This window comes from Gordonia aichiensis NBRC 108223, from assembly GCF_000332975.1.
In the GTDB taxonomy this organism is placed as follows: domain Bacteria; phylum Actinomycetota; class Actinomycetes; order Mycobacteriales; family Mycobacteriaceae; genus Gordonia; species Gordonia aichiensis.
In genome coordinates, this window is sequence record NZ_BANR01000012.1 from 37,447 (window position 1) to 60,467 (window position 23,021).

The 23,021-nt window shown below is 65.3% G+C and carries 20 protein-coding genes and 1 pseudogene; 8 read left to right on the top strand and 13 right to left on the bottom strand.

Annotated elements, in window-relative coordinates:
* Positions 1–45 precede the first annotated feature (45 nt).
* The 5 genes and pseudogenes from GOACH_RS13490 to GOACH_RS13510 form a co-directional block, all read right to left on the bottom strand.
* Positions 46–1,263 (bottom strand): SfnB family sulfur acquisition oxidoreductase, encoded by a 1,218-nt coding sequence (locus GOACH_RS13490; protein WP_005175517.1) that lies wholly within the window; start codon positions 1,261–1,263, stop codon positions 46–48.
* Positions 1,264–1,338: 75 nt separating this feature from the next.
* Positions 1,339–2,448, bottom strand: coding sequence for a dimethylsulfone monooxygenase SfnG (gene sfnG / locus GOACH_RS13495; protein ID WP_005175519.1), 1,110 nt, complete (start codon positions 2,446–2,448; stop codon positions 1,339–1,341).
* 159 nt (positions 2,449–2,607) lie between these two features.
* Positions 2,608–3,324, bottom strand: a complete 717-nt coding sequence (locus GOACH_RS13500; protein ID WP_373279092.1) for a TetR family transcriptional regulator — start codon at positions 3,322–3,324, stop codon at positions 2,608–2,610.
* A 62-nt stretch (positions 3,325–3,386) separates the two neighbouring features.
* Complete coding sequence (locus GOACH_RS13505; RefSeq protein ID WP_005175524.1) at positions 3,387–4,370, bottom strand: NADPH:quinone oxidoreductase family protein; 984 nt, start codon at positions 4,368–4,370, stop codon at positions 3,387–3,389.
* A 49-nt stretch (positions 4,371–4,419) separates the two neighbouring features.
* Positions 4,420–5,096: pseudogene (locus tag GOACH_RS13510) on the bottom strand (SDR family oxidoreductase).
* 188 nt (positions 5,097–5,284) lie between these two features.
* On the opposite strand from GOACH_RS13510, the gene GOACH_RS13515 reads away from it, so the two are divergent.
* Positions 5,285–5,761 (top strand): MaoC family dehydratase, encoded by a 477-nt coding sequence (locus GOACH_RS13515; protein ID WP_005175531.1) that lies wholly within the window; start codon positions 5,285–5,287, stop codon positions 5,759–5,761.
* 68 nt (positions 5,762–5,829) lie between these two features.
* Positions 5,830–7,341, top strand: a complete 1,512-nt coding sequence (locus GOACH_RS13520; protein ID WP_005175533.1) for a class I adenylate-forming enzyme family protein — start codon at positions 5,830–5,832, stop codon at positions 7,339–7,341.
* A 73-nt stretch (positions 7,342–7,414) separates the two neighbouring features.
* Here the strand turns inward: GOACH_RS13520 and GOACH_RS13525 are convergent, their stop codons facing one another.
* Positions 7,415–9,229, bottom strand: coding sequence for an ABC transporter ATP-binding protein (locus tag GOACH_RS13525; protein ID WP_005175536.1), 1,815 nt, complete (start codon positions 9,227–9,229; stop codon positions 7,415–7,417).
* Positions 9,230–9,325: 96 nt separating this feature from the next.
* On the opposite strand from GOACH_RS13525, the gene GOACH_RS13530 reads away from it, so the two are divergent.
* Positions 9,326–9,835, top strand: coding sequence for a MarR family winged helix-turn-helix transcriptional regulator (locus GOACH_RS13530; protein WP_005175539.1), 510 nt, complete (start codon positions 9,326–9,328; stop codon positions 9,833–9,835).
* Here the strand turns inward: GOACH_RS13530 and GOACH_RS13535 are convergent, their stop codons facing one another.
* From GOACH_RS13535 to GOACH_RS13545, 4 genes are read right to left on the bottom strand one after another with little or no spacing between them, the layout of a single operon-like run.
* Entirely contained in the window at positions 9,836–13,120 is a 3,285-nt protein-coding gene (locus tag GOACH_RS13535) for an acetyl-CoA carboxylase family protein (RefSeq protein ID WP_005175540.1), read from the bottom strand.
* The gene (locus tag GOACH_RS13540; RefSeq protein WP_005175542.1) at positions 13,117–14,859 is read right to left on the bottom strand and encodes an AMP-binding protein; all 1,743 of its coding nucleotides are present in this window, start codon (positions 14,857–14,859) and stop codon (positions 13,117–13,119) included. Before GOACH_RS13540 ends, GOACH_RS13535 begins: the two co-directional genes overlap by 4 nt.
* A 16-nt stretch (positions 14,860–14,875) precedes the next feature.
* A complete protein-coding gene (locus GOACH_RS24615; protein ID WP_373279093.1) occupies positions 14,876–15,250 on the bottom strand; it encodes an HAD family hydrolase in 375 nt (124 codons plus the stop codon).
* Positions 15,183–16,556 carry an MFS transporter gene (locus GOACH_RS13545; RefSeq protein WP_005175544.1) on the bottom strand — a complete coding sequence of 458 codons (1,374 nt, stop codon included), beginning with the start codon at positions 16,554–16,556 and terminating at the stop codon, positions 15,183–15,185. The genes GOACH_RS24615 and GOACH_RS13545 overlap by 68 nt, the downstream gene beginning before the upstream one ends.
* Positions 16,557–16,826: 270 nt before the next feature.
* Here GOACH_RS13545 and GOACH_RS13550 point away from each other — a divergent pair, with 270 nt between their 5' ends.
* The 5 genes from GOACH_RS13550 to GOACH_RS13570 all read left to right on the top strand — a co-directional run bounded on the left by GOACH_RS13550 (position 16,827) and on the right by GOACH_RS13570 (position 20,756).
* Positions 16,827–17,897: a ferredoxin reductase gene (locus GOACH_RS13550; protein ID WP_005175545.1), complete on the top strand. Its 1,071-nt coding sequence runs from the start codon at positions 16,827–16,829 to the stop codon at positions 17,895–17,897.
* A 2-nt stretch (positions 17,898–17,899) separates the two neighbouring features.
* Complete coding sequence (locus GOACH_RS13555; protein ID WP_005175546.1) at positions 17,900–19,087, top strand: fatty acid desaturase family protein; 1,188 nt, start codon at positions 17,900–17,902, stop codon at positions 19,085–19,087.
* Positions 19,088–19,092: 5 nt separating this feature from the next.
* Complete coding sequence (locus GOACH_RS13560; protein ID WP_040518699.1) at positions 19,093–19,383, top strand: hypothetical protein; 291 nt, start codon at positions 19,093–19,095, stop codon at positions 19,381–19,383.
* 198 nt (positions 19,384–19,581) lie between these two features.
* Positions 19,582–20,094, top strand: coding sequence for a DUF4395 domain-containing protein (locus GOACH_RS13565; protein ID WP_005175548.1), 513 nt, complete (start codon positions 19,582–19,584; stop codon positions 20,092–20,094).
* Positions 20,095–20,141: 47 nt separating this feature from the next.
* Complete coding sequence (locus GOACH_RS13570) at positions 20,142–20,756, top strand: class I SAM-dependent methyltransferase (protein WP_005175549.1); 615 nt, start codon at positions 20,142–20,144, stop codon at positions 20,754–20,756.
* Positions 20,757–20,763: 7 nt separating this feature from the next.
* Here the strand turns inward: GOACH_RS13570 and GOACH_RS13575 are convergent, their stop codons facing one another.
* Genes GOACH_RS13575 through GOACH_RS13585 form a run of 3 tightly spaced genes read right to left on the bottom strand, consistent with a single transcriptional unit; the run spans position 20,764 to position 23,017 of the window.
* Positions 20,764–21,726, bottom strand: a complete 963-nt coding sequence (locus GOACH_RS13575) for a Ppx/GppA phosphatase family protein (RefSeq protein ID WP_005175552.1) — start codon at positions 21,724–21,726, stop codon at positions 20,764–20,766.
* The gene (locus tag GOACH_RS13580) at positions 21,723–22,277 is read right to left on the bottom strand and encodes a DUF501 domain-containing protein (RefSeq protein ID WP_005175553.1); all 555 of its coding nucleotides are present in this window, start codon (positions 22,275–22,277) and stop codon (positions 21,723–21,725) included. The genes GOACH_RS13575 and GOACH_RS13580 overlap by 4 nt, the downstream gene beginning before the upstream one ends.
* Positions 22,278–22,309: 32 nt before the next feature.
* Complete coding sequence (locus tag GOACH_RS13585; protein ID WP_005175555.1) at positions 22,310–23,017, bottom strand: FtsB family cell division protein; 708 nt, start codon at positions 23,015–23,017, stop codon at positions 22,310–22,312.
* Positions 23,018–23,021 lie beyond the last annotated feature (4 nt).

The window sequence follows — 23,021 nt, forward strand, 5'->3', positions numbered from 1 at the left end:
TACCGGATACTGCAGAACGATTTGGCGTAGTTCGCCGCACCGCCCTCAGATGACCCCGTGGATCGGTGGACTCTCCCCGCGCAGCACCCAGCGCCCGATGTGCTGATACTTCCAGCGCACCGGATCGTGCAGCGTATGCGTTCTGGCGTTCCGCCAGAACCGGTCGAGTACGAGGTCGGCCGAGGCGCTGCGGGTGCCCGCGACCTCGAACAGTGCAGAACTCACCGAGTTCGACGCCCGATCGGCAACGGTCTTGGCGACCGCTACCGCAATCGACGCCTGCGCGGTCAGCTCCGGGTCGTCGGCACCGATCGCCGTTGCGGCGTCGACAGCTCTGCTCGCCACCTCGAGTGTTGCCTCTGCCGTCGCGACCTCGACGCCGAGCTCGCCGAAGCGTTGAACGGTCAACGGGTCGGCGTCGGCCCGCTCCACACCAGCCTCGAACCACGGCCGCGAGGTGCTACGCACGAAGTCGGCGGCCGTCTCGAGCGCGCCGCGTGCGATGCCGACATCGATGGCGACGTGCAGCAGCTGCGCGAATGCACCGTACCCCGTGGGTCGGGTGACAGCAGGCGCCCGCGCCACGAGCGTGACGGGATCGACCTCGACGTCGCGGAACACGACGGTCCCCGATCCCGTGGTGCGTTGACCGAGACCATTCCAGTCGTCGACGACGTCGATGCCTGCGGCATCAGCCGCGACGAACACGATGTACTCCCCCGCGCCGAAATCCGCGGTGTCGTCGACAAGGCGCGCCAGGACGGCCAGGGTGTGCGCGAACAATGATCCTGTGGCGTAGAACTTTTCGCCGTCGAGTACGAACCGATCACCGTTCGGGCGCAGGGTGGTACTGATGTCGGCGACGGTTGCACCGCCGCGCTCGGACTGCGCATTCGCGACACGGCCACCCCGCAGCACCTGATCGAAGATTCTCCGCGCCAACACATCCGGCGCAGCCAACCGGAGAAGGTTGAGGTACACGAAGTGACTGTGCGGGATCTGGGCCACGTTGGGATCGGCTGCCGCGAGTATGCGCGTGACATCAGCGACCACGCTGGGCGCGAGGTCGGGACCGCCGAAGCGCTGCGGAACTGTGATGGCCAGAAGACCCGACGCCGAGAGGTCGTCGATCTCAGCGTATGGCAGTCGCCGACCCCGGTCGCGGTCGGCGGCATCGATCGCGATCCGACCCGCGATCTCGCGCGCCACAGCCAGCGCTGACGAGGCGCTTGTCGGTACGACCACCGGGCCGCCGATCGGCACCCCCACAGGCTCCTTACTCGACAGGACACCGGGATCGCCTGTCGGAGTGCCTGTTTGATCGTCGATGGACACTCGTCAGACCGTCGCGGTGCGCTCGGCGGCTTCGAGTTCGCGCACGAGCGGCAACACCCGACGACCGAAGTACTCGATCTCCTCCTGGAAGTGCAGAAAGCCACCGAGAATCAGGTCGACACCGAGCTTCTTGTACGCGACGATCCGCTCGGCAACCTGCTCGGGCGTCCCGATCAGTTGAGTACGGAAACCGTCGTTGTACTGCACCAGGTCCGCGAACGACGAATCGGCCCACATGCCCTTCCGGTCACCGGTCGAGCTACCCGCCTGCTGTACGGCACTTCGAAACCCCTCCACCGCAGGCTTGTTCGCCTTCTCGACGATCTCCCGCAAGGTGTCGCGCGCCTCGGCCTCGGTATCACGCGCGATGATGAATCCGTTGAGTCCGAAACGCACCTCCCGGTCGTGTGCTCGGGCCACCGCGCGCAGGTCGTCGAGTTGTTCGGTGACGCCGTCGAAATCCTTGCCGTTCGAGAAGTACCAGTCGGAGTAGCGACCGCCGTTGTTACGTGCGGCCGTGGAGTTACCACCCTGGAACAGTTCGGGATTCGGCCGTTCGGGAGTGTTGAGCGGCTTGGGCTTCAAGGTGAAGTCGTGAATGCGGTAGAAATCCCCGCGGTAGTCGACGTTGTCCTCGGTCCAGATCTTGCGGATCACCTCGAGGAATTCGCCGCTGCGGCGGTAGCGCTCGTCGTGCTCGAGCCAGGGTTCGCCGAGGTGGGTGAACTCGTCCTTGAACCATCCGCTCACCACGTTGATCGCGAAGCGTCCACCGGACAGGATGTCCGCGGTTGCACCGAATTTCGCGAGCACGGCCGGATGCCAGAGTCCGGGATGGATCGCCGCGATCAACTTCAGTCGTTCGGTGGCACCGAGAAGAGCGAGGCTGAATGACGTTGATTCATGCTGGAATTCGGCTCCATAGCTCGCTTCGTATCGCACCTGGCTCAGCGCGTACTCGAAACCGTTGTTCTCGGCGGTCTGCGCCAGACGCTTGTTGTACTCGAAGTCCCAACCGGTCCGTTGCTCGATGTCACTGGTGACGAGCCCCCCGGACACATTCGGCACCCAGTAGGCGAACTTGATCTCGTCGGCGATCTTCTCGGTGGACATGACACTCCTGGTGGTCGGCAAACGTCCGTCTCGGACACACGTGGAGTTCAGTGTCGACGACGCTGCCCGCGTCGCCCACAGTTGCAATCGGCGTGGATTCAACTCGCGCGGATTCAACTCGATGGGGCCCACCGGAGCGACCCGGCGCATTCGCGCCAGTCAGCGGTCCGCGGACGGCTCCCACTGCGCCATTCCGAGGAACACGATGACCAACTGACGCTGGGTGCGGTCGATGATCGCCGACTCGGCGCCCCTGCCGCGGTGCTCACCGTCGAGAATGTCGGCGACCGCCGTCAGCATGATGGTCACGATGAGTTCGGCCGCGAGTTCGAGGTCGTCGGCGCTCCACTCGGCGAGGTCGGGCAGGCGGGAGAGGTCGATGGCCAGTTCCTTCGCGAACAGTCGCAGTTCGGTGTCGATCGCGCGCCTGATCTCGGCCAGACCGCCGTGCTGTTCGCGGATCAGGAATCGAAAGGCAGGCTCGTTGTCGTGCACATGCCGGAGCAGGATGTCCAGCGAACTCTTCGCCGTCGGCAGCGCCTGGCGCGCGGCCAGATCGCGGCGGCCCTCACGCAGCGTGCGGCGCAGCACTCGCATCGAGTCCTCGACGAGTGTGACGCCGAGGTCTTCCATCGACGCGAAGTGCCGGTAGAACGCCGTCGGGACGATTCCCGCGCCGCGGGCGACCTCACGCAAGCTGATGCTTCCGAAACTCCGTTCGGACACCAGATCGAGAGTCGTGTCGAGCAGCGCCTGCCGGGTGCGATTCTTGCGGTCGGCGCGGCTCTCTGCTTCGCCCCCGGCTCGCGCATTCACCGACCGCGCGTCCACCGACCGAGCACCACGTGAGGTGGAAGATCGACGGGTCCTGGTCACCTGTGCGAGTTTATCGTGCGCCACCCCGGCTCCGACTCCCGCACCGATGAGCTACCGACGTCTCACGGCACGAAGACCACCCGTCCGACCGTTGTCCCCGCACCCAACCGCCCGACGCCGTCGGCAACATCATGCAATCCCAGACGCTCTCCGACCAGCGGCTTGACGAGACCTTTGTCGGCGAGTCGGGTCAGTTCGGTGTGACACTGGTCGATCACGGCGGGGTTCTTCGTCTGGTAGAGCCCCCAGTGCAGGCCGACGATCGAGTAGTTCTTGATCAGGGCGTGGTTCAGCGCCGGCTGTGGAATCGTGCCACCGGCGAATCCGATCACCACGATGCGCCCTTCGAACGCGATGCACTTGGTCGATCCCGCGTACGCGTCGCCGCCCACCGGGTCGAAGACGATGTCGGCACCGTGTCCACCGGTGAACTCCTTCACCGCGGCGACGAAGTCCTCGGAGTGCCGATCGACGACCAGATCGGCACCGAGCTCTGTTGCATACGAGGCTTTCTCGGGTCCACCGACAACTCCGATGACCTGTGCGCCCGCCGCCTTGCCGAGTTGCACCGCAGCGCTTCCGACGCCGCCGGCTGCGGCGTGCACCAGTAGATAGTCACCGTCGGCGATCTGCGTTCGGCGATGCAGCGCGAACCACGCGGTCTGGTACCCGATGGTCAGCGCAGCAGCCTCGGCGTCGTCAAGTGCTTCCGGCGCAGCGAACACGTTGGCCTCGTTCATGAGTGCGTACTCGGCGAAAGCACCGCCGGGCAGTACCGGAGTACCCACGACCCGCTCGCCCACTGCAGCGCGGGAGACCCCGTCGCCGACCGCGACGACCTCGCCGCAGAACTCCACCCCTGGCGTGAACGGCAGCGGGGGCTTGATCTGGTACTTGCCCTGGCACAGCAGAACGTCGGGGAAGTTCGCGGGCGCAGCCAGAACCCTGACCATCACCTCTCCGGGCCCGGCGACCGGCTGGTCGACGTCCTCCAGGGTCAGGACGTCCCGCGGATCACCGAGTTCGTTGACGCGCCAAGCTTTCATTGATATCTCCTGTTCGGATGTGGAGCGGTAGCGGTACGGAATGGGAAAGCTAGCGATACGACGTGACGTCGCCGAGACGCTGGCCACCGTCGATCACCATGATTTCCCCGGTCATCCACGACGAGGCGTCGGAGGCGAGGAAACCGATTGCGGCGGCGACGTCGGCGGGTTCGCCGATTCGTCCCAGCGGCGTCGCAGCGGCCACCCGCGGTTCGTGGTCCTTCCAGAGCGCCTCGGCCAGCCTGGTACGCACCACGCCCGGCGCAACCGCGTTGACGCGCACACCCGGCGACAGTTCGAGTGCGAGTTGCTCGGTCAGGTAGATCAACGCGGATTTCGAGGCGTTGTACACACCGATGTTGGCCATAGCAGTGGCGCCCACAGGTTGACGTCGATGGTCTTCGTGAATCGCGCGTGATCCTGGGTGATGAGCGGGCCGACGGCGGGGTTGGTACCCGCGTTGTTCACCAGAATGTCGATGCTGTCGAAGCGCTCGAGGGTCAGTTGCATGCACCTACGAGCAGCCTCCTCGTCGACGGCATGCGCCGCGAGGCCGAGCGCACGGGGACCGATCTGCTCGGCCGCGGCGTCGGCCGACTCCTGCTTGCGCGACGTCACGACGACGTTCGCACCCGCTTCCGCGAGTGTCCGCGCGGCTGCCAAACCTATGCCGCGTGAGGCACCCGACACGATGGCGGTGCGCCCGGTCAGGTCTGGAGATGTCATGGCGTGCGGGTCCCTTCACTGGTCATGGGCACGTCGCGGGTCGAGTCATCGCCGGGCGTCGTTCACAGCCGACCCGAAACGTGATCGCGATCTCGACAACCATCTATAGTTGAATCTGATTTCAGTTTCAATGCCTGTCGTCGAACACGGCCATGGTGGTTCGTCGGCACCAACATCCAGGAGGCCGCATGACTGCCACGACCACGCCCGCACGCCCCTCGACCGCAGCCGAGCTGTCCGAACTCGTCGGCACCGAGCTCGGCCCGACCCCCTGGTACGAGATCAGTCAGGATCGGGTGAACGCGTTTGCCGACGCCACCGACGACCACCAGTGGATTCATCTCGACACCGAGCGCGCCGCCGCGAGCGATCTCGGCGGGACCATCGCGCACGGACTGCTCAGCCTCTCGCTCGGCCCGCATCTGTCGGGGCAACTGCTCTCGCTGAGCGGCTTCGCACACAGTCTCAACTACGGCTACAACAAGGTCCGCTTCCCTGCCCCCGTCCCGGTGGGGTCACGGGTGCGGATGCGGCTCGGTGTCGTCTCCTCCGACGAAGTCCCCGGCGGCATCCAGGTGACCATGTCCCAGGTCCTCGAGCGCGAGGGCTCCGACAAGCCGGTCATGGTGGCGGAATCGATCGCCCGCGTCGTCGCCGACGCCTGAACATACTGTCCCAGCACACATTCACCAGACTCTGACCCAGACGTGCACGAGAACGGAAGGCTCCACCGATGCCCAATGTGATCGACCCGGTGACGCATAACGCCACCACCCGCCCCGACGCCACGGCGGTGATCGGCGATTCGACAACGCTGAGCTATGCGCAACTACACGACGCCGCGCTGCGCTACGCCGCAGCACTGCGTGAGGCCGGCGTCGGGCGTGACGACCGCGTCCTGCTCGCGGCGCCGTCGGTACCTGAGTTCGCAGTCGCGTACCTCGGCGTCCAGGCGGCAGGCGCAACGATCGTCACCGTCAACACCATGTCGACGGTCGCCGAACTCGACTACTTCCTCGGCGACTGCGGGGCCGCACTGGCGATCGGACACCGAAGTATCGGGAGCACGGTCGCCGAATCGGCTGCGGCGGCGAGTATTCCGTTCTGGGAACTCGACGACTCGACCATCTCCCCGAGCGACCGCCCACAGACCTCCGTCGCGACGCCGGTTGATCGGGAGCTCTCCGAGACCGCCGCGATTCTCTACACATCGGGCACCACCGGCAAACCCAAGGGCGCCGAGCTCACCGTCGGCAACCTGCTCGCCGCCGGTGAGGTGGCAGCACAGGTCAGCCGTGGCACGTCCGACGACAGACTGGGCACCGGACTGCCGCTGTTCCACGTCTTCGGGCAGGCGTCGGTGATGATGGCAGCGTTCACCAGTGGAGCATCGATGTCGTTACTGGGTCGCTTCACGCCGCGGGCGATGATCGACATGCTCACGCGTGATCGGTTGACGGTGGTCTGCGGCGTCCCGACGATGTGGAACGCGATGCTGCACGAGGCAACCGACGCCGATGCCGACGGGTTCGCTCATCTCCGTGTCGCGGTGTCGGGCGGGGCGTCGTTACCCGGCGAGATCGCCCGTGCCTTCGAGCAGCGTTTCGGCTGCACGCTGCTCGAAGGGTACGGACTCACCGAAACCACCGCGATGGCCACGTTCAACGACATCGACCGCGGCGGCAAAGTCGGCAGCACCGGCTCGGTGGTGCCGCGGATGCGCGTCGAGATCCGCGACGTGGACGGTGTGCCGTGTGCACCGGGAACGGTCGGCGAGGTCGTCGTCGCAGGAGACATGGTGTTCACCGGGTACTGGCGCAATCCCGAGGCCTCGGCCGCCGCACTGTCACCCGACGGATGTTTTCGCACAGGCGATCTCGGCGAGTTCGACGCCGACGGCGACCTACGAATCGTCGACCGGATGAAGGATCTCATCATCCGCGGCGGATACAACGTCTACCCCGGCGAGGTGGAGGAAGTGCTCTACGCACATCCCGACGTCGTCGAGGCCGCGGTCATCGGCGTACCGGATACGCACTACGGTGAGGAGGTTGCGGCCCTCGTGGCGCTCACACCTGATTCGACCGTCGACCCCGATGCGATCGAATCATGGTGCCGGGAGCGATTGTCCGCCTACAAGATCCCCCGGATCATCCGCTTCGTCGACCAGCTACCAAAGGGGTCCACGGGCAAGATCCTCAAGCGCAGCATCGACCGCACACAGCTGAGAAGAACCACCGCATGAGTTCCACTCACCCGGTGCGACCGCACACCCGATCGATCCGACCCACCGGGCACTGCCGACCTGTGCCCACCGCTCACGCTGCGACGACGGACTCGCCGCTGGAGAGCAGTCGCGCGTAACGCCCACCACGAGCGAGCAGTTCGGAATGTGTTCCCACCTCGGCGATACGACCGTGGTCGAGTACGACGATCTGGTCGGCATCAGCGATCGTGGACAACCGGTGGGCAATCGTGATGGTCGTTCGGCCCTCGCTGGCGGCGTCGACCGCGGCCTGCACGGCACGCTCGGTCTCGTTGTCCAGTGCACTCGTCGCCTCGTCGAGCACGAGGATTCGTGGATCACGGAGCAGCGTGCGCGCCAGCGCGATTCGCTGCTTCTCGCCGCCGGAGAACCGATGCCCGCGGGCGCCGACGAGGGTGTCGTATCCGTCGGGCAGTGCGGCGATGAGGTCGTGGACCTGCGCGGCCCGCGCTGCCTGCTCGATCTGCTCATCGGTAGCATCGGGTCGGGCATGACGCAGATTGTCGCGAATACTCGCGTGCAGCAGGTAGGTCTCCTGTGAGACGACGCCCACGATGGACGCGAGATCGCCTAGTGCGATGTCTCGCACATCGACACCGTCGATCCTGACCGACCCCGAGTCGACGTCGTGTAGCCGAGACACGAGTGACGCCAGAGTGGTCTTCCCCGAACCGGTTTCGCCGACCAGCGCAAGCGACCCGCCCGCAGGAAGATCGATGTCGATGTGGTGCAACGCATCCGCCGCTGCGCCCTCGTATCGGAACGACACGTCGTCGAAACGGACTGCTCCGCGCGGCTCCGACAGCGGCACCGGATGTTCGGGTTCGCCGATGGTGACCGGTAGGTCGAGGTACTCGAAAATCCGGCTGAACAGGGCCAGCGAGCTGGTGATGCTGACACCGACGTCGAGCAGACTCATCAAGGGCCGGAACAGGGTTGCCTGCAGACCGGTGAACGCCACCAACGTGCCGATCGTCATACCGCCCGAGGTGGCGGGAAGTCCGGCGACAAGATAGAGCAGCGCAGGAATTGTGGCGAAGATGATGTTCATCGTCGCCATCCGCCAGCGGCCCGACAGCTGGGAGCGCACCTCGAGATCGACGAGGGTGTGCGAGGTGTCGGTGAACCGCTGTGCCAGAGCGGGTCCTGCGCCGAGTGTCTTCGCCAGTTGGATACCGCCGATCGACAGCGACTCCTCGATCTGGGTCTGCATGTCGGCGAGTGTGCGTTGACGCCTCGCGGTGATCTCGCGCCGCATCCTCGCGACCTGCCGGGTCAGCCAGATCGCGGGAGGGAGCACGATGAGCGAGAGCAGTGACAACTGCCAACTCAGTACGACCATGGCGACGACGGTGCCCACGACGGTGGTGAGATTGGCGGCCACCGATGTCGCGGTCGTGGTGACGACCGTCTGCATCCCACCGATGTCATTGGTCAGGCGGCTCTGGACCTCCCCACCACGGGTGCGGGTGAAGAAGCCGAGGGACTGGCGCTGAAGATGGGTGAACACCCGGGTACGCAGGTCGTGCATCACCTTCTGCCCGACGGACGTCGAGATCCACGTCTGCAGTACACCGAGGACCGAGCTGGCGACGGCGATGCCGATCATCGCGACCACTGCCCACACGAGCAGGGTCACATCACGCTGCGGAATCGCGTGGTCGATGACCTCGCGCACGAGGAACGGGGTGGCGAGTGTGATGATCGACGATGCGACGATCAGGAGCATCACGACCGCGATGCGCAGTCGATATGCGGAGAACAAAGCAGCAACGCGACGCAAGCTGACGGGCCGCTCGTCGAGTTGAATCCGGTCGGCCGGATCGGAGCGGGCTGGTCCGCGACCGCCTGTGCCCGGGGGCGCCATGGTGTGGGGGCTCGTCAGACGAACCACCCCCTTTCACAAAGATGTAGTGAGGTTTCCTCAGCAAGTGTAACCGATTATTGAGGTAACCTCATCTACATGCGTTCCGACTCCGCCGACCGTGAACCCGAATCACTGCGTGACCTCGTGATGTCGACGGCGCGCGGTCTGCGACATCGATGGTTCGACGCACTGCAGCCGTGGCAACTGTCCCCGCACGAGGTGCGGGCACTGCGCGTGGTCGCGCGTCACGAGAACACGGAGGCCGACGAGCCCCCGCGCCTCGGAGACATCGCCCGCGACCTGCGTATCGCACCTCGTTCGGCGACCGAGGTGATCGACCGGCTCGAGCAGCGCGGCTTCGCGCACAGCGCGCCCGACGAGAGGGACCGACGCGCGCGCTGCGTCTGCCTCACCGAAGAAGGTCGACGCGTGCTCGCCGATCTGAGGGAGGCACAGGACGCCGACGCAGCAGACTTCTTCGCGGTCCTCACCGACGTCGAGCGCACCCAGCTCGCCGACGTGCTGCGACGACTCAACACCGCCCATGCCGACGACTCGATCTCCACCGGCGGCGATCGCCGCGGCACGACGTCGCGGAGTCGCTGATCAGCTCAGCGCGGCACGATCACGTCCGAGCTGGCGAATCCACACGCGCGAATCGGCGGGGTCGATCACGTCGTCGAGTTCGAACGTCGTGGCCGAGTGCAGTGCTTTCCCGTGCTCGTATGCCTTGGCGAGCAACTCGTCGAACAACTTCTCGCGCGCGGCCGGATCGACTACGGCCTCGAGTTCTTTGCGGAATCCCAGACGCACCGAGCCCTCCAGTCCCATCGGCCCGATCTCGCCGGTCGGCCACGCGACCGTGAACTCGGGCGCATGGAATGATCCTCCCGCCATCGCCATGGCGCCGAGACCGTAGCCCTTGCGCAGGATGATGGTGCCGAAAGGGACGGTCAACCGTGCTCCCGCGACGAACATCCGCGAGAACCTGCGTACCGTCGCGTCTGCTTCTGAATCGGGACCGACCATGAATCCCGGAGTGTCGCAGAGGGTCACGACAGGGAGTCGATGCGCTTCGCACAGTTCCAGGAAGTCGACGGCCTTGTCGGCGGCTTCGGCATCGATCGCGCCACCGAGGTGTGCCGTCGAGTTGGCGAGCACTCCGTACGCGACGCCTTCGACTCGGATGAGCGCGGTGACGACGCCGAGCCCGTAGTCTGCGCGCAGTTCCAGCGTCGAGTCGATATCGGCGATAGAGGCGATCGCATCGCGAACATCGTAGGCGCGCAGCCGATTCTCGGGTACGACGTGGCGGGATAGTCGGGTGTCGGGGGCTGTCCAGTCCGTGCTGTCGCCCTGAAAGTATCCGAGGTAGCGCCGTGCGAGGTCGACGGCGTCGGCTTCGTTGCGGGCAGCGATGTGGACCACGCCGTTGCGTCGCTGCAACTCGAGGGGGCCGATGTCTTCGGGCGCGAAGACCCCGAGTCCTCCGCCCTCGACCATCGCGGGTCCGCCCATTCCGATGTTCGCATCGGGTGTGGCAATGAGAACGTCGCACGCACCGGCAAGTGCCGCGTTGCCCGCGAAGCACCGCCCGGATACCACCGCGATCGTCGGGACGCGCCCGCGGAGTGCCGCCATCTCGCGAAAAGTATTGAGCTCCAGACCTGCTGCGCCGTTGGCATCGGTGTCACCGGGGCGCCCACCGCCGCCTTCGGCGAAGATCACCAACGGAATGTTCTTGGTCTTGGCGAGCTCGATCAGGCGATCGGTTTTGGCATGATTGCGCATACCCTGCGTTCCGGCGAGAACGGTGTAGTCGTAGGAGATCACCACCGCTTGCGCAGCGGAGGCACCCACCCGATCGGCTCCGATGGTCGCGACGCCACCGACGAGGCCGTCCGCCGGGGTGTTCGCCACGAGGTCTTCCTCAGTTCTTCTGGTGCGTTGCGCCGCCAACGCCAGTGCGCCGTACTCGACGAAACTTCCATCGTCGACGAGGTCGGCGATGTTCTCCCGCGCCGTGCGTCGCCCGATCCGGTGGCGTTTGTCGACGGCCGCCGGGCGGGCCGCGTCACGCGTGATCTGGTGCCGTGCATGTATTTCGGCAAGGTCGGGACGAATATGGTCCGGGTCGACCGGCTCGGTCTCCTCGACGTCGGCGTCGACAGCGATGACAGCGATCACGGCGAGCGGCTGGCCGGTCACGACCGCGTCGCCCGGGCCGACGAGCGCACGCACCAGCATCGACGACGTCGGCACCGACACCGTGTGCTGCATCTTCATCGCCTCGAGCACGGCAAGCGCAATGCCCGGCGCGGCAGAGGTGTTCGGCTGCGCAACCTCGACCACGACGCCCGACATGGGTGCCACGAGGAGTTCCTCGCCATCGGCGAGGGCCACGTCGACGACGGGCGCGGTCACGGCATCGTCGGTGGCCGCATCCGACGACGCCGAAGCAGCATCGAATTCCGCTGCACGCTCGATCAATTCGCCGAGGTGCTCACCGAGGTATCCGGTGGTGACCGGCCCGGCGTCGAACTCTTTGTCATTGAGGATCGCGCGTAGAAGCCCGATGTTGGTTGCGACGCCGTCGATCACGAACTCGGCCAGCGCGTCGGAGACCTTGCGGATCGCCACGCTGACCTCGCCGCGGGCGGTGTGCCCGATCACCTTCGCGAGCAGCGAATCGTAGCGCGGGCTCGTCGTCAGTCCGGGACGCCCGAATGTGTCGACCCGCACTCCCGGCCCTGTCGGAGCGGAGAACGAGCGCAGGGTTCCCGACTGCGCGACCGTCGTGCCGTCTGCGGCGGTGGTCTCCATGTTGACGCGGGCCTGGATGGCGATCCCGGCGGCATGCGCGGGCACGCCGTCCACCGTCTCGCCGTCGGAAGAAGTGATTCCACTCGGGAGACCGAGAGCGTCGTAGTCCGCACCACCGGCGATGGCGAGGCCTATTCCGACGAGATCGCAGCCGGTGACTTCTTCGGTGACGGTGTGCTCGACCTGGATACGCGGATTCACTTCGAGGAAAACGAATCGGTTGTCGGTGACGAGGAACTCGACCGTCGCCAGGCCGCGATAGTCGTTGGCCGCGCAGAGCACAGCTGCTGCGGACTGCAGGCCGACCCGCATGGCATCGGGGATCTGCTGGGCCGGCGCGATCTCGATGAGCTTCTGATGGCGGCGCTGAACACTGCAGTCACGATCACCGAGCGCGAGTGCTGTTGTGCCAGATCCCGTCCCGGCAGCGACTACTTGCACTTCGACGTGGCGGGCCGAACCGCAGAGTTCTTCGGCGAACAACTCGGAATTGCCGAACCCCGCGGCGGCCTCTGCGGCACACACCCTCATCGCGTCGGCGATCCCCGCAGGGTCACGTACCTCTCGCATACCCCGTCCACCGCCACCGGCGACGGCCTTGATCATGATCCCTGCGGGATGCGCGGCGAGCAGCGCAGCAACCTGTGCCTCGTCGACTCCGGTCGTCGTTGCGTCGAGCACCGGTACACCTGCGTTCACAGCCGCCTGCCGAGCGGACGCCTTGTCGCCGAACATCTCGAGAACCGCTGCGGACGGGCCGACGAACCGCAGACCCGCGTCTGCGCAGGCACGCGCGAGACGTGGGTCCTCACTGAGGAATCCGTATCCGGGGTGGACCAGGTCGGCACTGGTCCTTCGTGCTGCGGCGACGATCGCGTCGACGTCGAGGTATGCCAGCGGACCGACTCCGTCGAGCGCAACCGCGGTGTCTGCGGCCGCGACATGCGGCAGTCCGATGTCGTCGGCCGCATACACCGCAACGGTACGATAGCCGAGCTCGCGGGCCGTACGAATGATGCGGAGTGCGATCTCGCCACGATTGGCAACCATCACCGTCGTCGAATTCATGCCCTGCCTGCCTTCGTCGCCGAGTTCACCTTCGAGAACAGGTCGCCCTTGCGCACCTTGCCGGTTGCGGTCATCGGCAGGTGCGCGATGATCTCGATCTCCGGCACCTTGTAGCCTGCCATGTTCTCCCGCGCCCACGCGACGATCTCGTCCGCCGACACCGTGTGGGCACCATTCACCTCGACGAAGGCGAAGGCGACCTGGCCGCGACGCGGGTCGGGCTTGGGTACCACTGCGGCCTTGTCGACGGCGGGGTGAAGCATCAGCAGCGATTCCACCTCCGAGGGGAAGACGCTCATACCGTTCGTCTTGATCATCTCTTTGTTGCGTGCCAGGTAGTGCAGCGCTCCCCGATCACTGAGCTTGCCGAAATCCCCTGTCTGCAACCATCCGTCACGCAACGCCGACGCCGTCGCCTCCGGGTTGTTGTGATAGCTCCGCATCACCGAAGGGCTACGCACGATGATCTGCCCTTCGTCGCCGAGCGGAACCGGCGCACCGTCGTCGTCGACGATCAGGATGTCCGTGCCAGGAACCGGGAACCCGCAGAACACCGGATCGCCCTTCAGGTCGTAGTCGTCGGAATCGAAACCGAGCGTGATGGTGTCTGCGGTGTGCGTCTCTGTCATCCCGTAGCTGCCTTCGCGCAACGTGTTTCCGGTTGCCTCGCGCCACGCCGCACGGATCGTCGCGTCCAGTTTCGACACGAACGACACCGCAAGCGGATTCACCAGCGATGTCAGGTCCCGCCTCGGAAAGTCCTCGCGTGCCATCACTTCGAGGTAGTTGTCGACGGTGCCTACCATGGTGTCGACGTCGTAGCCTTCGATGCCGTCGAGAACGGCGTCCGCATCCCACCGAGTCAACAGCACCACGGTGCCTCCGTTCACCAGTGGTACAAGAATCCCGGAATCCTCACCGGCGATCCAGAAGACGGGCAGGAACACCAACGACGCCGACCGCTGTGCGCCGACCTGGTGCCCCATCGCGACCGTTGCCGTTGCCGCTGTGTAGAGCATGTGCGCCTGGGTGTGTTCGCAGCCCTTCGGCATGCCCGTCGTACCGCCGGTGTAGTTCAGCGCGGCAAGGGCATCCGGGTCAACCGGAGGGAAGTCGACCGGGGCGGGCGTCGCGGTGATCGTGGCCCAGTCGGTAGCGACATCTGAGATGACGAACGGCGCATGCGGCGCAGGCCCCTCGAGCATGTCGGCCATGTCGGTGGTCGCGACGACGCGTACCGACGTTCGTGCGCGCACCGACTCGACGAGGTCGACGAGCGCCGGATGCGTCAGCACCACCACCACTCCGGCGTCTGCGAGCTCGTGGGCGAGTTCGTGTTCACGCAGCATCGGATTGACCGGAACGTGCACCGCCCCGAGCTTGAGGATCCCGAGCATCGCGATGTGGAATTGCGGACAGTTGCCGAGGTAGAGGCCGACACGCTCCCCTGCACCGACCCCCTGTGCGCGCAGCCAGCCTGCAACCGCGTCGGACAACACGTCGTACTCGGCGTAGGTGACCTCGCGCCCGTAGAAGGAGATCGCCACCGTGTCGGGCGTCGTGGCCGCCCAGTGCCGCAAGTAGTCGACAATTCCGCCGCCGTCGATGGGTAGGTGCACCTCACGCGGTACCTGGGCGGGCCAGTGATCACTCTGCACGCGGGAGACGGCCTCGAGTGCACTCTCCAGCGCGGCGTTGGACGCTGGAGACGATGCCGGGGATGCAGACAGATTCGTCATGACATCTCCTCCTTCTCTATCGGGCGCTGTGACACCTGCGTCGATCACTCGAATGGGAGTAGTCGAGGCGGGTGATGCTCAGACGGGCCGCACCGTCGAGGTTCTGCTGGAGGTCGTCGACCATCACGGCAGCAGCCGGGTCGACGCCGAGGCGCTCGCACGCGAGGGCATAGATGCGGCGCGACGGTTTGCGGACGCCCACCTCAGATGAGATGGAGTTGAACTTGACCTCATATTCATGTTGTAACACACCACACTTTCGGGATACGGCAGTGCCCACCTCACACTGTGAGGTGGACACCGCTACGACGCAGTCGGGAGCGTCAGCCGGCCGCGAGGAGTCCCGGCGTCGCTTGCGCGTCGTCCCGAACGGCTGCCGGATTGGTTTCACGAAGTCGCCACGCTGACAGAGCGGTGATGATGCCCATCAGCGCGACGAAGGCAGCGACCAGCGTCGTCGTGCCGGTCGCGGCGATCAGCCAGGTCATGACGAACGGCGTGGAACCGCTGATGGTGATCGCAGCCAATTGATAGGCCAGCGAAGCGCCGGAGTACCGGACGTGAGGCTCGAACAACTCGCCCATGTAGGCCGCGATCGGTCCGTAGGTCATCGATTGGAAGATCGCTGCCACACATACCGCGACGATGAACAACGGCAGCGACGCCGCATTGACCAGCGTGAAGTAGGGGAAAGCCCACAGCAGGATGCCCACTCCACCGATGATGATGAGCGGACGCCGCCCGATGCGATCCGACAGCGAACCCGCCCATACCGTCACCGGGAGAGAGATGAGGCAGCTGACCATCGATGCCATCAGCAACTCGTCTCGGTTCATGCCGAGTTCGGCCGTGGCGTAGCTCAGCACACCGGCGATCGAGATGTAGAAGATCGAGTTGGTCGCGGCCAACAGCCCACACCCGAGCAGGATGGTTCGCCAATGCCGTCGCACGGCCTCGACAAGAGGGGCCTGTGTGACGACCTGTCGCCCCTCGGCGACCTCCTTCTCGAGGTCCTTGAACTCGTCACTGTCCTCGACACGGGTCTGGATGAAGTAGACGACTGGGAACAGCACCACACTGAGCAGGAACGGAATACGCCAACCCCATTGCAGGAAAGCGGAATCCGACACCGCCGAGCTAGACCCCAAGAAGATGAGGTTGCCCAACAGAACACCGCAGGCGACACCCATCTGCCCGAACGTGCCGGCAAAACCCCGGCGCTTGGGACTCGCCGACTCGGTGAGCAACAGAACAATGCCGCCCCACTGACCACCGCAGGCGAGTCCCTGCACGAAGCGCAACGTGACCAACAGGATCGGCGCGGCGACTCCGATGACCCCGGCGGTCGGCAAGCAACCGATCAAGAACGTGGCAAGGCCCATCATGAACAGACAGAACACAACCACTGGCTTTCGACCGAACTTGTCGCCGTAGTGGCCGGCGATCACCCCGCCGATCGGTCGGGCGACGAAGCCTGCCCAGAAGGTACTGAACGACAACAGGGTCCCCATGAGCGGCGACGAGTCGGGAAAGAAGATGTGGGGGAACACGAGCGCAGCGGCGGTGCCGTAGAGGAAGAAGTCGTACCACTCGATCGAACTTCCCACCAGACCCGCAGCGAGCAGTTTCCGGTGTGCGCGCTTCGTCGACCCTCCTCCACCACCGCCTCCGGCAGCCTCGACAACTTCTGAAGTCATGTGCAACTCCTCTATCGGTGAATCTCTCCGGGCGGATCAGTGCGTTCTCAACCGAACCTGAGTTCATATTCAGGTAGCTCTGGAGTGATGTCAATCACTTGAGATGAATACAAGTGATCTGCCTCATGTCATGAAGTCAGAGATAGCTGTGTCGCATGGGCGTTCAGGGGTGCACATGTCGGCGAACTCGTGCAACACTATTGAGAGCACAGTCGTTCACTGAACGTCTGTGGCAGCCAACAGAGTCACCCGCTTCCGAACGGAGCATCTATGAGTATCCGACTTCCCGAGGTGATCGGATCGATCGTCGAAGCCGGCCTCTCGCCGCATCCGGTCGACCGGTACCTCGAACTACTCGATCCCATGATCACCTGGCGAGATCTGCGCGCCAAGGTCGTCGACGTGGCACGTCCGACCCCTCGGACCGTCCGCATCACACTGGCTCCGACCAGGCAGTGGCGCGGGCATCGGGCAGGACAGTTCATCCAGCTCAAGGTGGTCATCGACGGAGTCAAACATGTCCGCTGCTTCTCGCCGGCGAACGCCGCGGGACGGTCCGACATCATCGAGCTGACCATCACGGCCCACGACGACGGATTCGTCTCGACCTACCTGCGCGACAACGCGAAGATCGGCGACGTCTACGGCCTCGAGCAGGCCGACGGCGACTTCCTCCTCCCCGACAACCCGGCAGGCCATGTCGTGTTCGTCAGCGGAGGAAGCGGGGTGACGCCCACGCTGTCGATGTTGCGCACACTTGTAGCCTCAGCGCACACGGGACCGCTCACGTTCATCCATTACGCGCGGACGACGGACGACGTCGCCTACGCCACGGAACTCGCCGCGCTCGCCGCCGCGCACCCGAACATCGACGTGCACCTGCGTTACACCCGGGGCGCCGACGGACGGTTCGTCCCCGAACATCTCGACGGCGTTCCTCTCGACGACGCGGACGTCTTCGTCTGCGGTCCCGGGCCCATGATGGACGCCGTCATCGGCGATCTCGAGGCCGCGCATCCCACCGCTCGCGTCCACAGCGAGTCGTTCCGCCCGGCCCCGGCCGTGGCCATCGACCCCGACGAGCCGATCTCGGGCAGCCTCTCGTTCACGGCATCCGGCAAGACCGCCGCCAACGACGGCCGCACGATTCTCGACCAGGCGGAATCAGCAGGACTCTCACCCCACTCGGGCTGCCGAATGGGGATCTGTTTCTCCTGCGTCGCAATCAAGAAATCCGGCTGCACTCGCAATGTGCTGACCGGCGACACCGACACCGAAGCCGACAAGCAGATCCAGCTCTGCATCAACGCACCTGTCGGCGACGTGGAAATCGAGGTTTAACAATGACTGTCACCACCATCACCCCGCCCGAGCACACCAACATCCCGCCGGCACTGCGCGCGTCGTCGGACCCCAACACCCTTCATCTGAGCTATGAGCAGGTCGAAGCGCTCGGCCGCGAACTCGATGAGGTGCGTGCGCGCGTCGTCGCCGACCTCGGCACCAAGGATCGCGAGTATCTCTACTCGATCATCAAGGCTCAACGCGGTTTCGAGATCGCGGGCCGCGGTCTGCTCTTCTTCGGCTGGTTCCCACCGGCCTGGGTCGCCGGCGTGGGCGCGCTGAGCGTGTCGAAAATCCTCGACAACATGGAGATCGGGCACAACGTCATGCACGGCCAGTACGACTGGATGCGTGAAGAGACCTACAACTCGCGCGAATTCGAGTGGGACACGGTGTGTCCGGCCGATCAGTGGAAGCACAGCCACAACTACATGCACCACACGTTCACCAACATCATCGGTGAGGACCGCGACATCGGCTACGGAATCCTCCGGATGGCGCGCGACCAGAAGTGGAACCCCTACTATCTCGGCAATCTCGGGTACGCGACAGCGCTGATGCTGCTGTTCGAGTGGGGCGTGATGCTCCATGACCTCGAAGCCGAGAACATCGTCGCGGGCAAACGGAAGTGGAGCGACGTCAAGGGCCTCCTCAAGGGGATGTGGCGCAAGGCGAGCAGGCAGGTCCTCAAGGACTACGTCGTCTTCCCGGCGCTGTCGGGGCCGTTCTTCCTCCCGACGCTGCTGGGCAATGCCAGCGCCAACCTGGTGCGCAACCTGTGGACGTATTCGATCATCTTCTGCGGCCACTTCCCCACCGGTGCACAGACATTCACCGCCGAGGAGTGCAAGGACGAGACGCGCGGTCAGTGGTATCTGCGCCAGATGCTCGGCTCCGCGAACATCACCGGCAGCAGCCTGTTCCACATCATGAGCGGCAACCTGTCGCACCAGATCGAGCACCATCTCTTCCCTGACATCCCTGCGAGCCGGTACCCGACGATCGCCAAGGACGTCCAGGCGATCTGCGAGAAGTACAACCTGCCCTACAACACCGGGCCGCTGCACCAGCAGCTGCTGTCGACCTGGTCGAAAATCGCCAAGTTGTCGCTCCCCAACTCCATGACCTCCGACGACAACGAGCTGAAAGTCATCGTCGAACGGGAGAAGTCCGCCGGAGTAGCGTGACGTACATGATCGATCGCTACGAACGCAACAAGGACTTCGTCCAGGAGATCGTCGAATCCACCGCAACACATGTCGGACGGATCGCGACGATCATCACGACGGCGGTCGCCGACGTCGCGAGAGAGGTCGGCGACATCGTCACCGACGGCTTCGAAATGCGCGATGCCGCACGCAAGGCCAAGAACGACGAGCAGCGTGAGGTGCTCGACGCGGAGCTGGTCGCCGAGATAGACGATGCGGATGCCACGCAAGCGGCCATCACCGCCGTCGAGGAGCGCGACGCACACCGCTCCTGATGCGACAAACCGGTGACGACAACGGGGGCTGATCCGTGACGGATCAGCCCCCGTTTCTGCGTGGGAGCCATCGACGCTGGTCAGACTCTTTGTGCTCACCATGGGTGCAACGTTGGCGATCGCGGTCGACCCCACCGTAGTGTGATCGTGTTTCAGTGCGAACGTGTATCGCGCATCGACATCTGCACGGGGAGTTTCGTGTCCACATCAGCACTCTTCACCTTTCCCAACCCGGTCAACGAGTACGCGGCCCGATCGACCGCGGGCCTGGTGGTGGTGCTGGCTGTCGTGGCCATCGTGGTAAACCACCCGATCGTCTACGCGCTACTCGCGCTCGGGTTTCTGCTGCGCGTTCTGTCCGGGCCCAGGCTCTCGCCCTTCGGACAACTGTCGGTGCGGGTCATCGTGCCCAGGGTCTTGCGCCGAGAGAAGCTCGTCCCCGGTCCGCCGAAGCGGTTCGCGCAGGGCATCGGACTCGTCTTCTCCGCCACCGCGCTGATTCTGAGTCTGCTGGGGTACGGTCTCGCCGCACAGATCGTCACCGGAGCGCTCATCGTCGCCGCGACACTCGAGTCGGTGTTCGGAGTGTGCCTGGGCTGTGTCGCTTTCGGCTTCCTGCAACAGCGAGGCGTCATTCCGGCCGACGTCTGCGAAGCGTGCAACAACATCTGGCTCCGCGATGCGGAGAACGCCCCCGCCGAGAGCCGCTGACCATCGCCTTCACACGACTAAGTAGTCGGCTTCGCTAGGCTCAGCGCGTGGATCAACCCGGATATGACGCGCTTGCAGACGTCTACGCAGAGACGTTCCCGACGCCGTATCAGGGAGCGCTCGAGCGCTGTGCAATCGATCTTTTCGTCGACGACGTTCGCGCTCATGCGCGGGCCGGGTTAGTCATCGACATCGGTTCGGGCGTAGGCCATGTCACCGCTGATCTCACTACGCGCGGCCTCGACGTCGTCGGCGTCGAACCCAGCGCAGGGATGCGCGCGCTTGCGGTCGCGGGGCACCCAGCGTGCACCTTCCTCGAAGACGATGCGTACCTGCACAGAGACGCCGCCGCGCTCAACTGTGCGGCGCTGCTCGCACGCTACAGTCTCATCCACGTCTCGCCCGAGGAGATCCCGCACGTACTCGGGATGTGGGCGGCACGACTCGCTCCCGGTTCGCCGGTACTCGTTGCATTCCAGTCCCGCGACGATCCCGGCGTCGTCGAGTTCGATCACCGGGTTGCTCGGGCATGGCGGTGGTATCCGGACGATCTGGCGCATACCTTCGCGGCGTCGAATTTCGACGAGGTGTGGCGCATGGTCAGCAGGCCCGATACCGCGCGCCGATTCCCGGAGACCCAGATGTTGCTGCGCCGCAGGTGATCCGGCCCTACTCCAGCAATCCGAGCGCGATGCCGTCGAGGATGTCGTGCTCGCTCACCACGAGTTCGGTGATGCCGGCCCGCTCGGACAGTACGCGGGCCAGTTCCAGCGTCACGAGTGCGCCGCCGCCGATCACGTCGACCCGGCCGGGATGCATGGGGCCGAGCGCCGCACGCTCGGCACGCGTCATGCTCACGAGCTCGTGACACACACGATCGAGATCGTCGATCCCGATGCGCGACAAGTGAATCAAGTCGGAATCGTAGGACTCCATCCCCGCGTTCACGGCTGCGATCGTCGTCAATGTGCCCGCAACGCCGACCCACGTCGCGGCCTGCTCAACGGGCACGGCCTCGAAGGCAACCGCCAGTCGGTCGCGGATGAAGTGCTGCGCATCGCCGACCTCGTCCGCGGTCGGCGGATCCGAGCGAAGAGCGCGCTCCGTGGTGCGGACACAGCCGACGTCGGCGGAGTACGCCGCGGACACACCGTGGGCGTCGCCGAGCACGACCTCCGTCGAGCCGCCACCGAGATCGGTCACCACGAACGGCCCGTCGGCAGAGTCGAGTTCGCCGACGGCGCCACGGAACGACAGTCGCGCCTCCTCATTGCCGGTGATCACCTCGGCCTGCGTGCCGTCGACGACGCAACCGAGGAGCTCAGCGGTCATCGCGAAGAACACGTCACGATTGCGCGCGTCGCGGGTTGCGGAGGTGGCGACCATGCGCACACGTTCGACGTCGAGGGCGCGCATGGTGTCGACGTAGTCCGAGAGCGCAACCCGGGTGCGTTCGATGGCCTCGTCGGCGAACTCACCCGTGGCGTCGACGCCTTGCCCGAGACGCACGACCCGCATCTCACGGTGCAGATCGCGCAAGCGCGGCTGGTGTCGAGCGGCAGACGTCTCCTCTTGCGCGACGAGCAGTCTGATCGAGTTGGTGCCGCAGTCCACTGCGGCGACGACGGTCACGGCTCGTCCACAGCGGCCTGCGCGAGATCCGGCCAATCATCGGGAATGGCGCTGCCGCGCAAGCCGTTTGCCGCTGCGAGTGCCACCGCCTCGTCGCCGAGCGGGTTGACACCGGGCCCCTTGGCCAGCGAGTGCGCGATCAAGACGTGCAGGCATTTCACCCGGTCGGGCATCCCGCCACCGGAGAAATCGGTCCCCAGCGATTCGATGGCGTCACGCTCGGCGAGAAACGACTCGTGCGCGCTCCGGTACGCGGCGGCGAGTTCATCGTCGACGGCCAGCCGCGCCGTCATGTCCTTCATCACCCCTGCCGACTCGAGTCGACTGGCCTCTGCGGTCAACCGCGGATCTGTGAGGTAGTACAGCGTCGGGAACGGTGTGCCGTCCGGTAGCCGCGGTGCGGTCTTGACCACAGCGGGTACCCCGTCGGGCGTGCGATAACTGATCTCGATGACTCCACGCGGCTCGCGGCCGAGTTGCGCGGCGACCGTCGACAGATCCTCGTCGTTCACCTGATGGTCGGCAGACGGGGTGCCGTCGGATGTACTCACGTCCTCTTTGCTACCAGTTCGGGGCTTGATGCTCAGTGCGACCCCGGCGCCTCGGCGCCGGGCGGGGTAGACACCGACTGCCACAGGTTGCCGTACCAGGGATTCGCCTCGTGTGCGGCTTCCCGCTCGCGCGCAGCGCTCTTGGCCGCCTCGTCGGGGTACAGCATCACGAACGGGGTCTCGTTCGGCTTGACCAGCTTGAGACGCTCACGTGCCTGGGCCTCGATATAGGCGGGATCGTTCTGCTCGTTGACCTTCTGCTGATAGTCGGCGACCTGATCGCGAAGCTGAGCGTTCGACTCCTCCAGTTGGGAGAACTCGGTGTGCTGCGAGAAGTATGTGCGCAACGGCATCGCGAGCGTCAGCGCGACGACACCGATCACCAGTGACAGCACCACGGCACGTTTCGCATCGACGTGGTGGAGCCGCTGGGCGAGCCGTTCGGTGAACCCCGCGCGTCGTCGACGCTGAGCACGCAGCCGCTCACGTTCGCGACGAACACCGGAGATCCCGTCATCCGACTCGCGCTCGACATCGGCATCGGACGGCGCATCCATGATGTCGGCGTCGACGTCGACCGGCGAATCGTCGTAGATCTCCTGTTCGCCGGTCTCGATGACCGAGACCGGCGAACGGCGAGAAGTCGACCGCTCGCGCCGGGGCGTCCTACGGGCACGCTCCCGGGAGCGGGGATCGCTGGTCGACGCGCGCGTGCGCCGACGCCCTGAGCCCTGTGCCATGGGC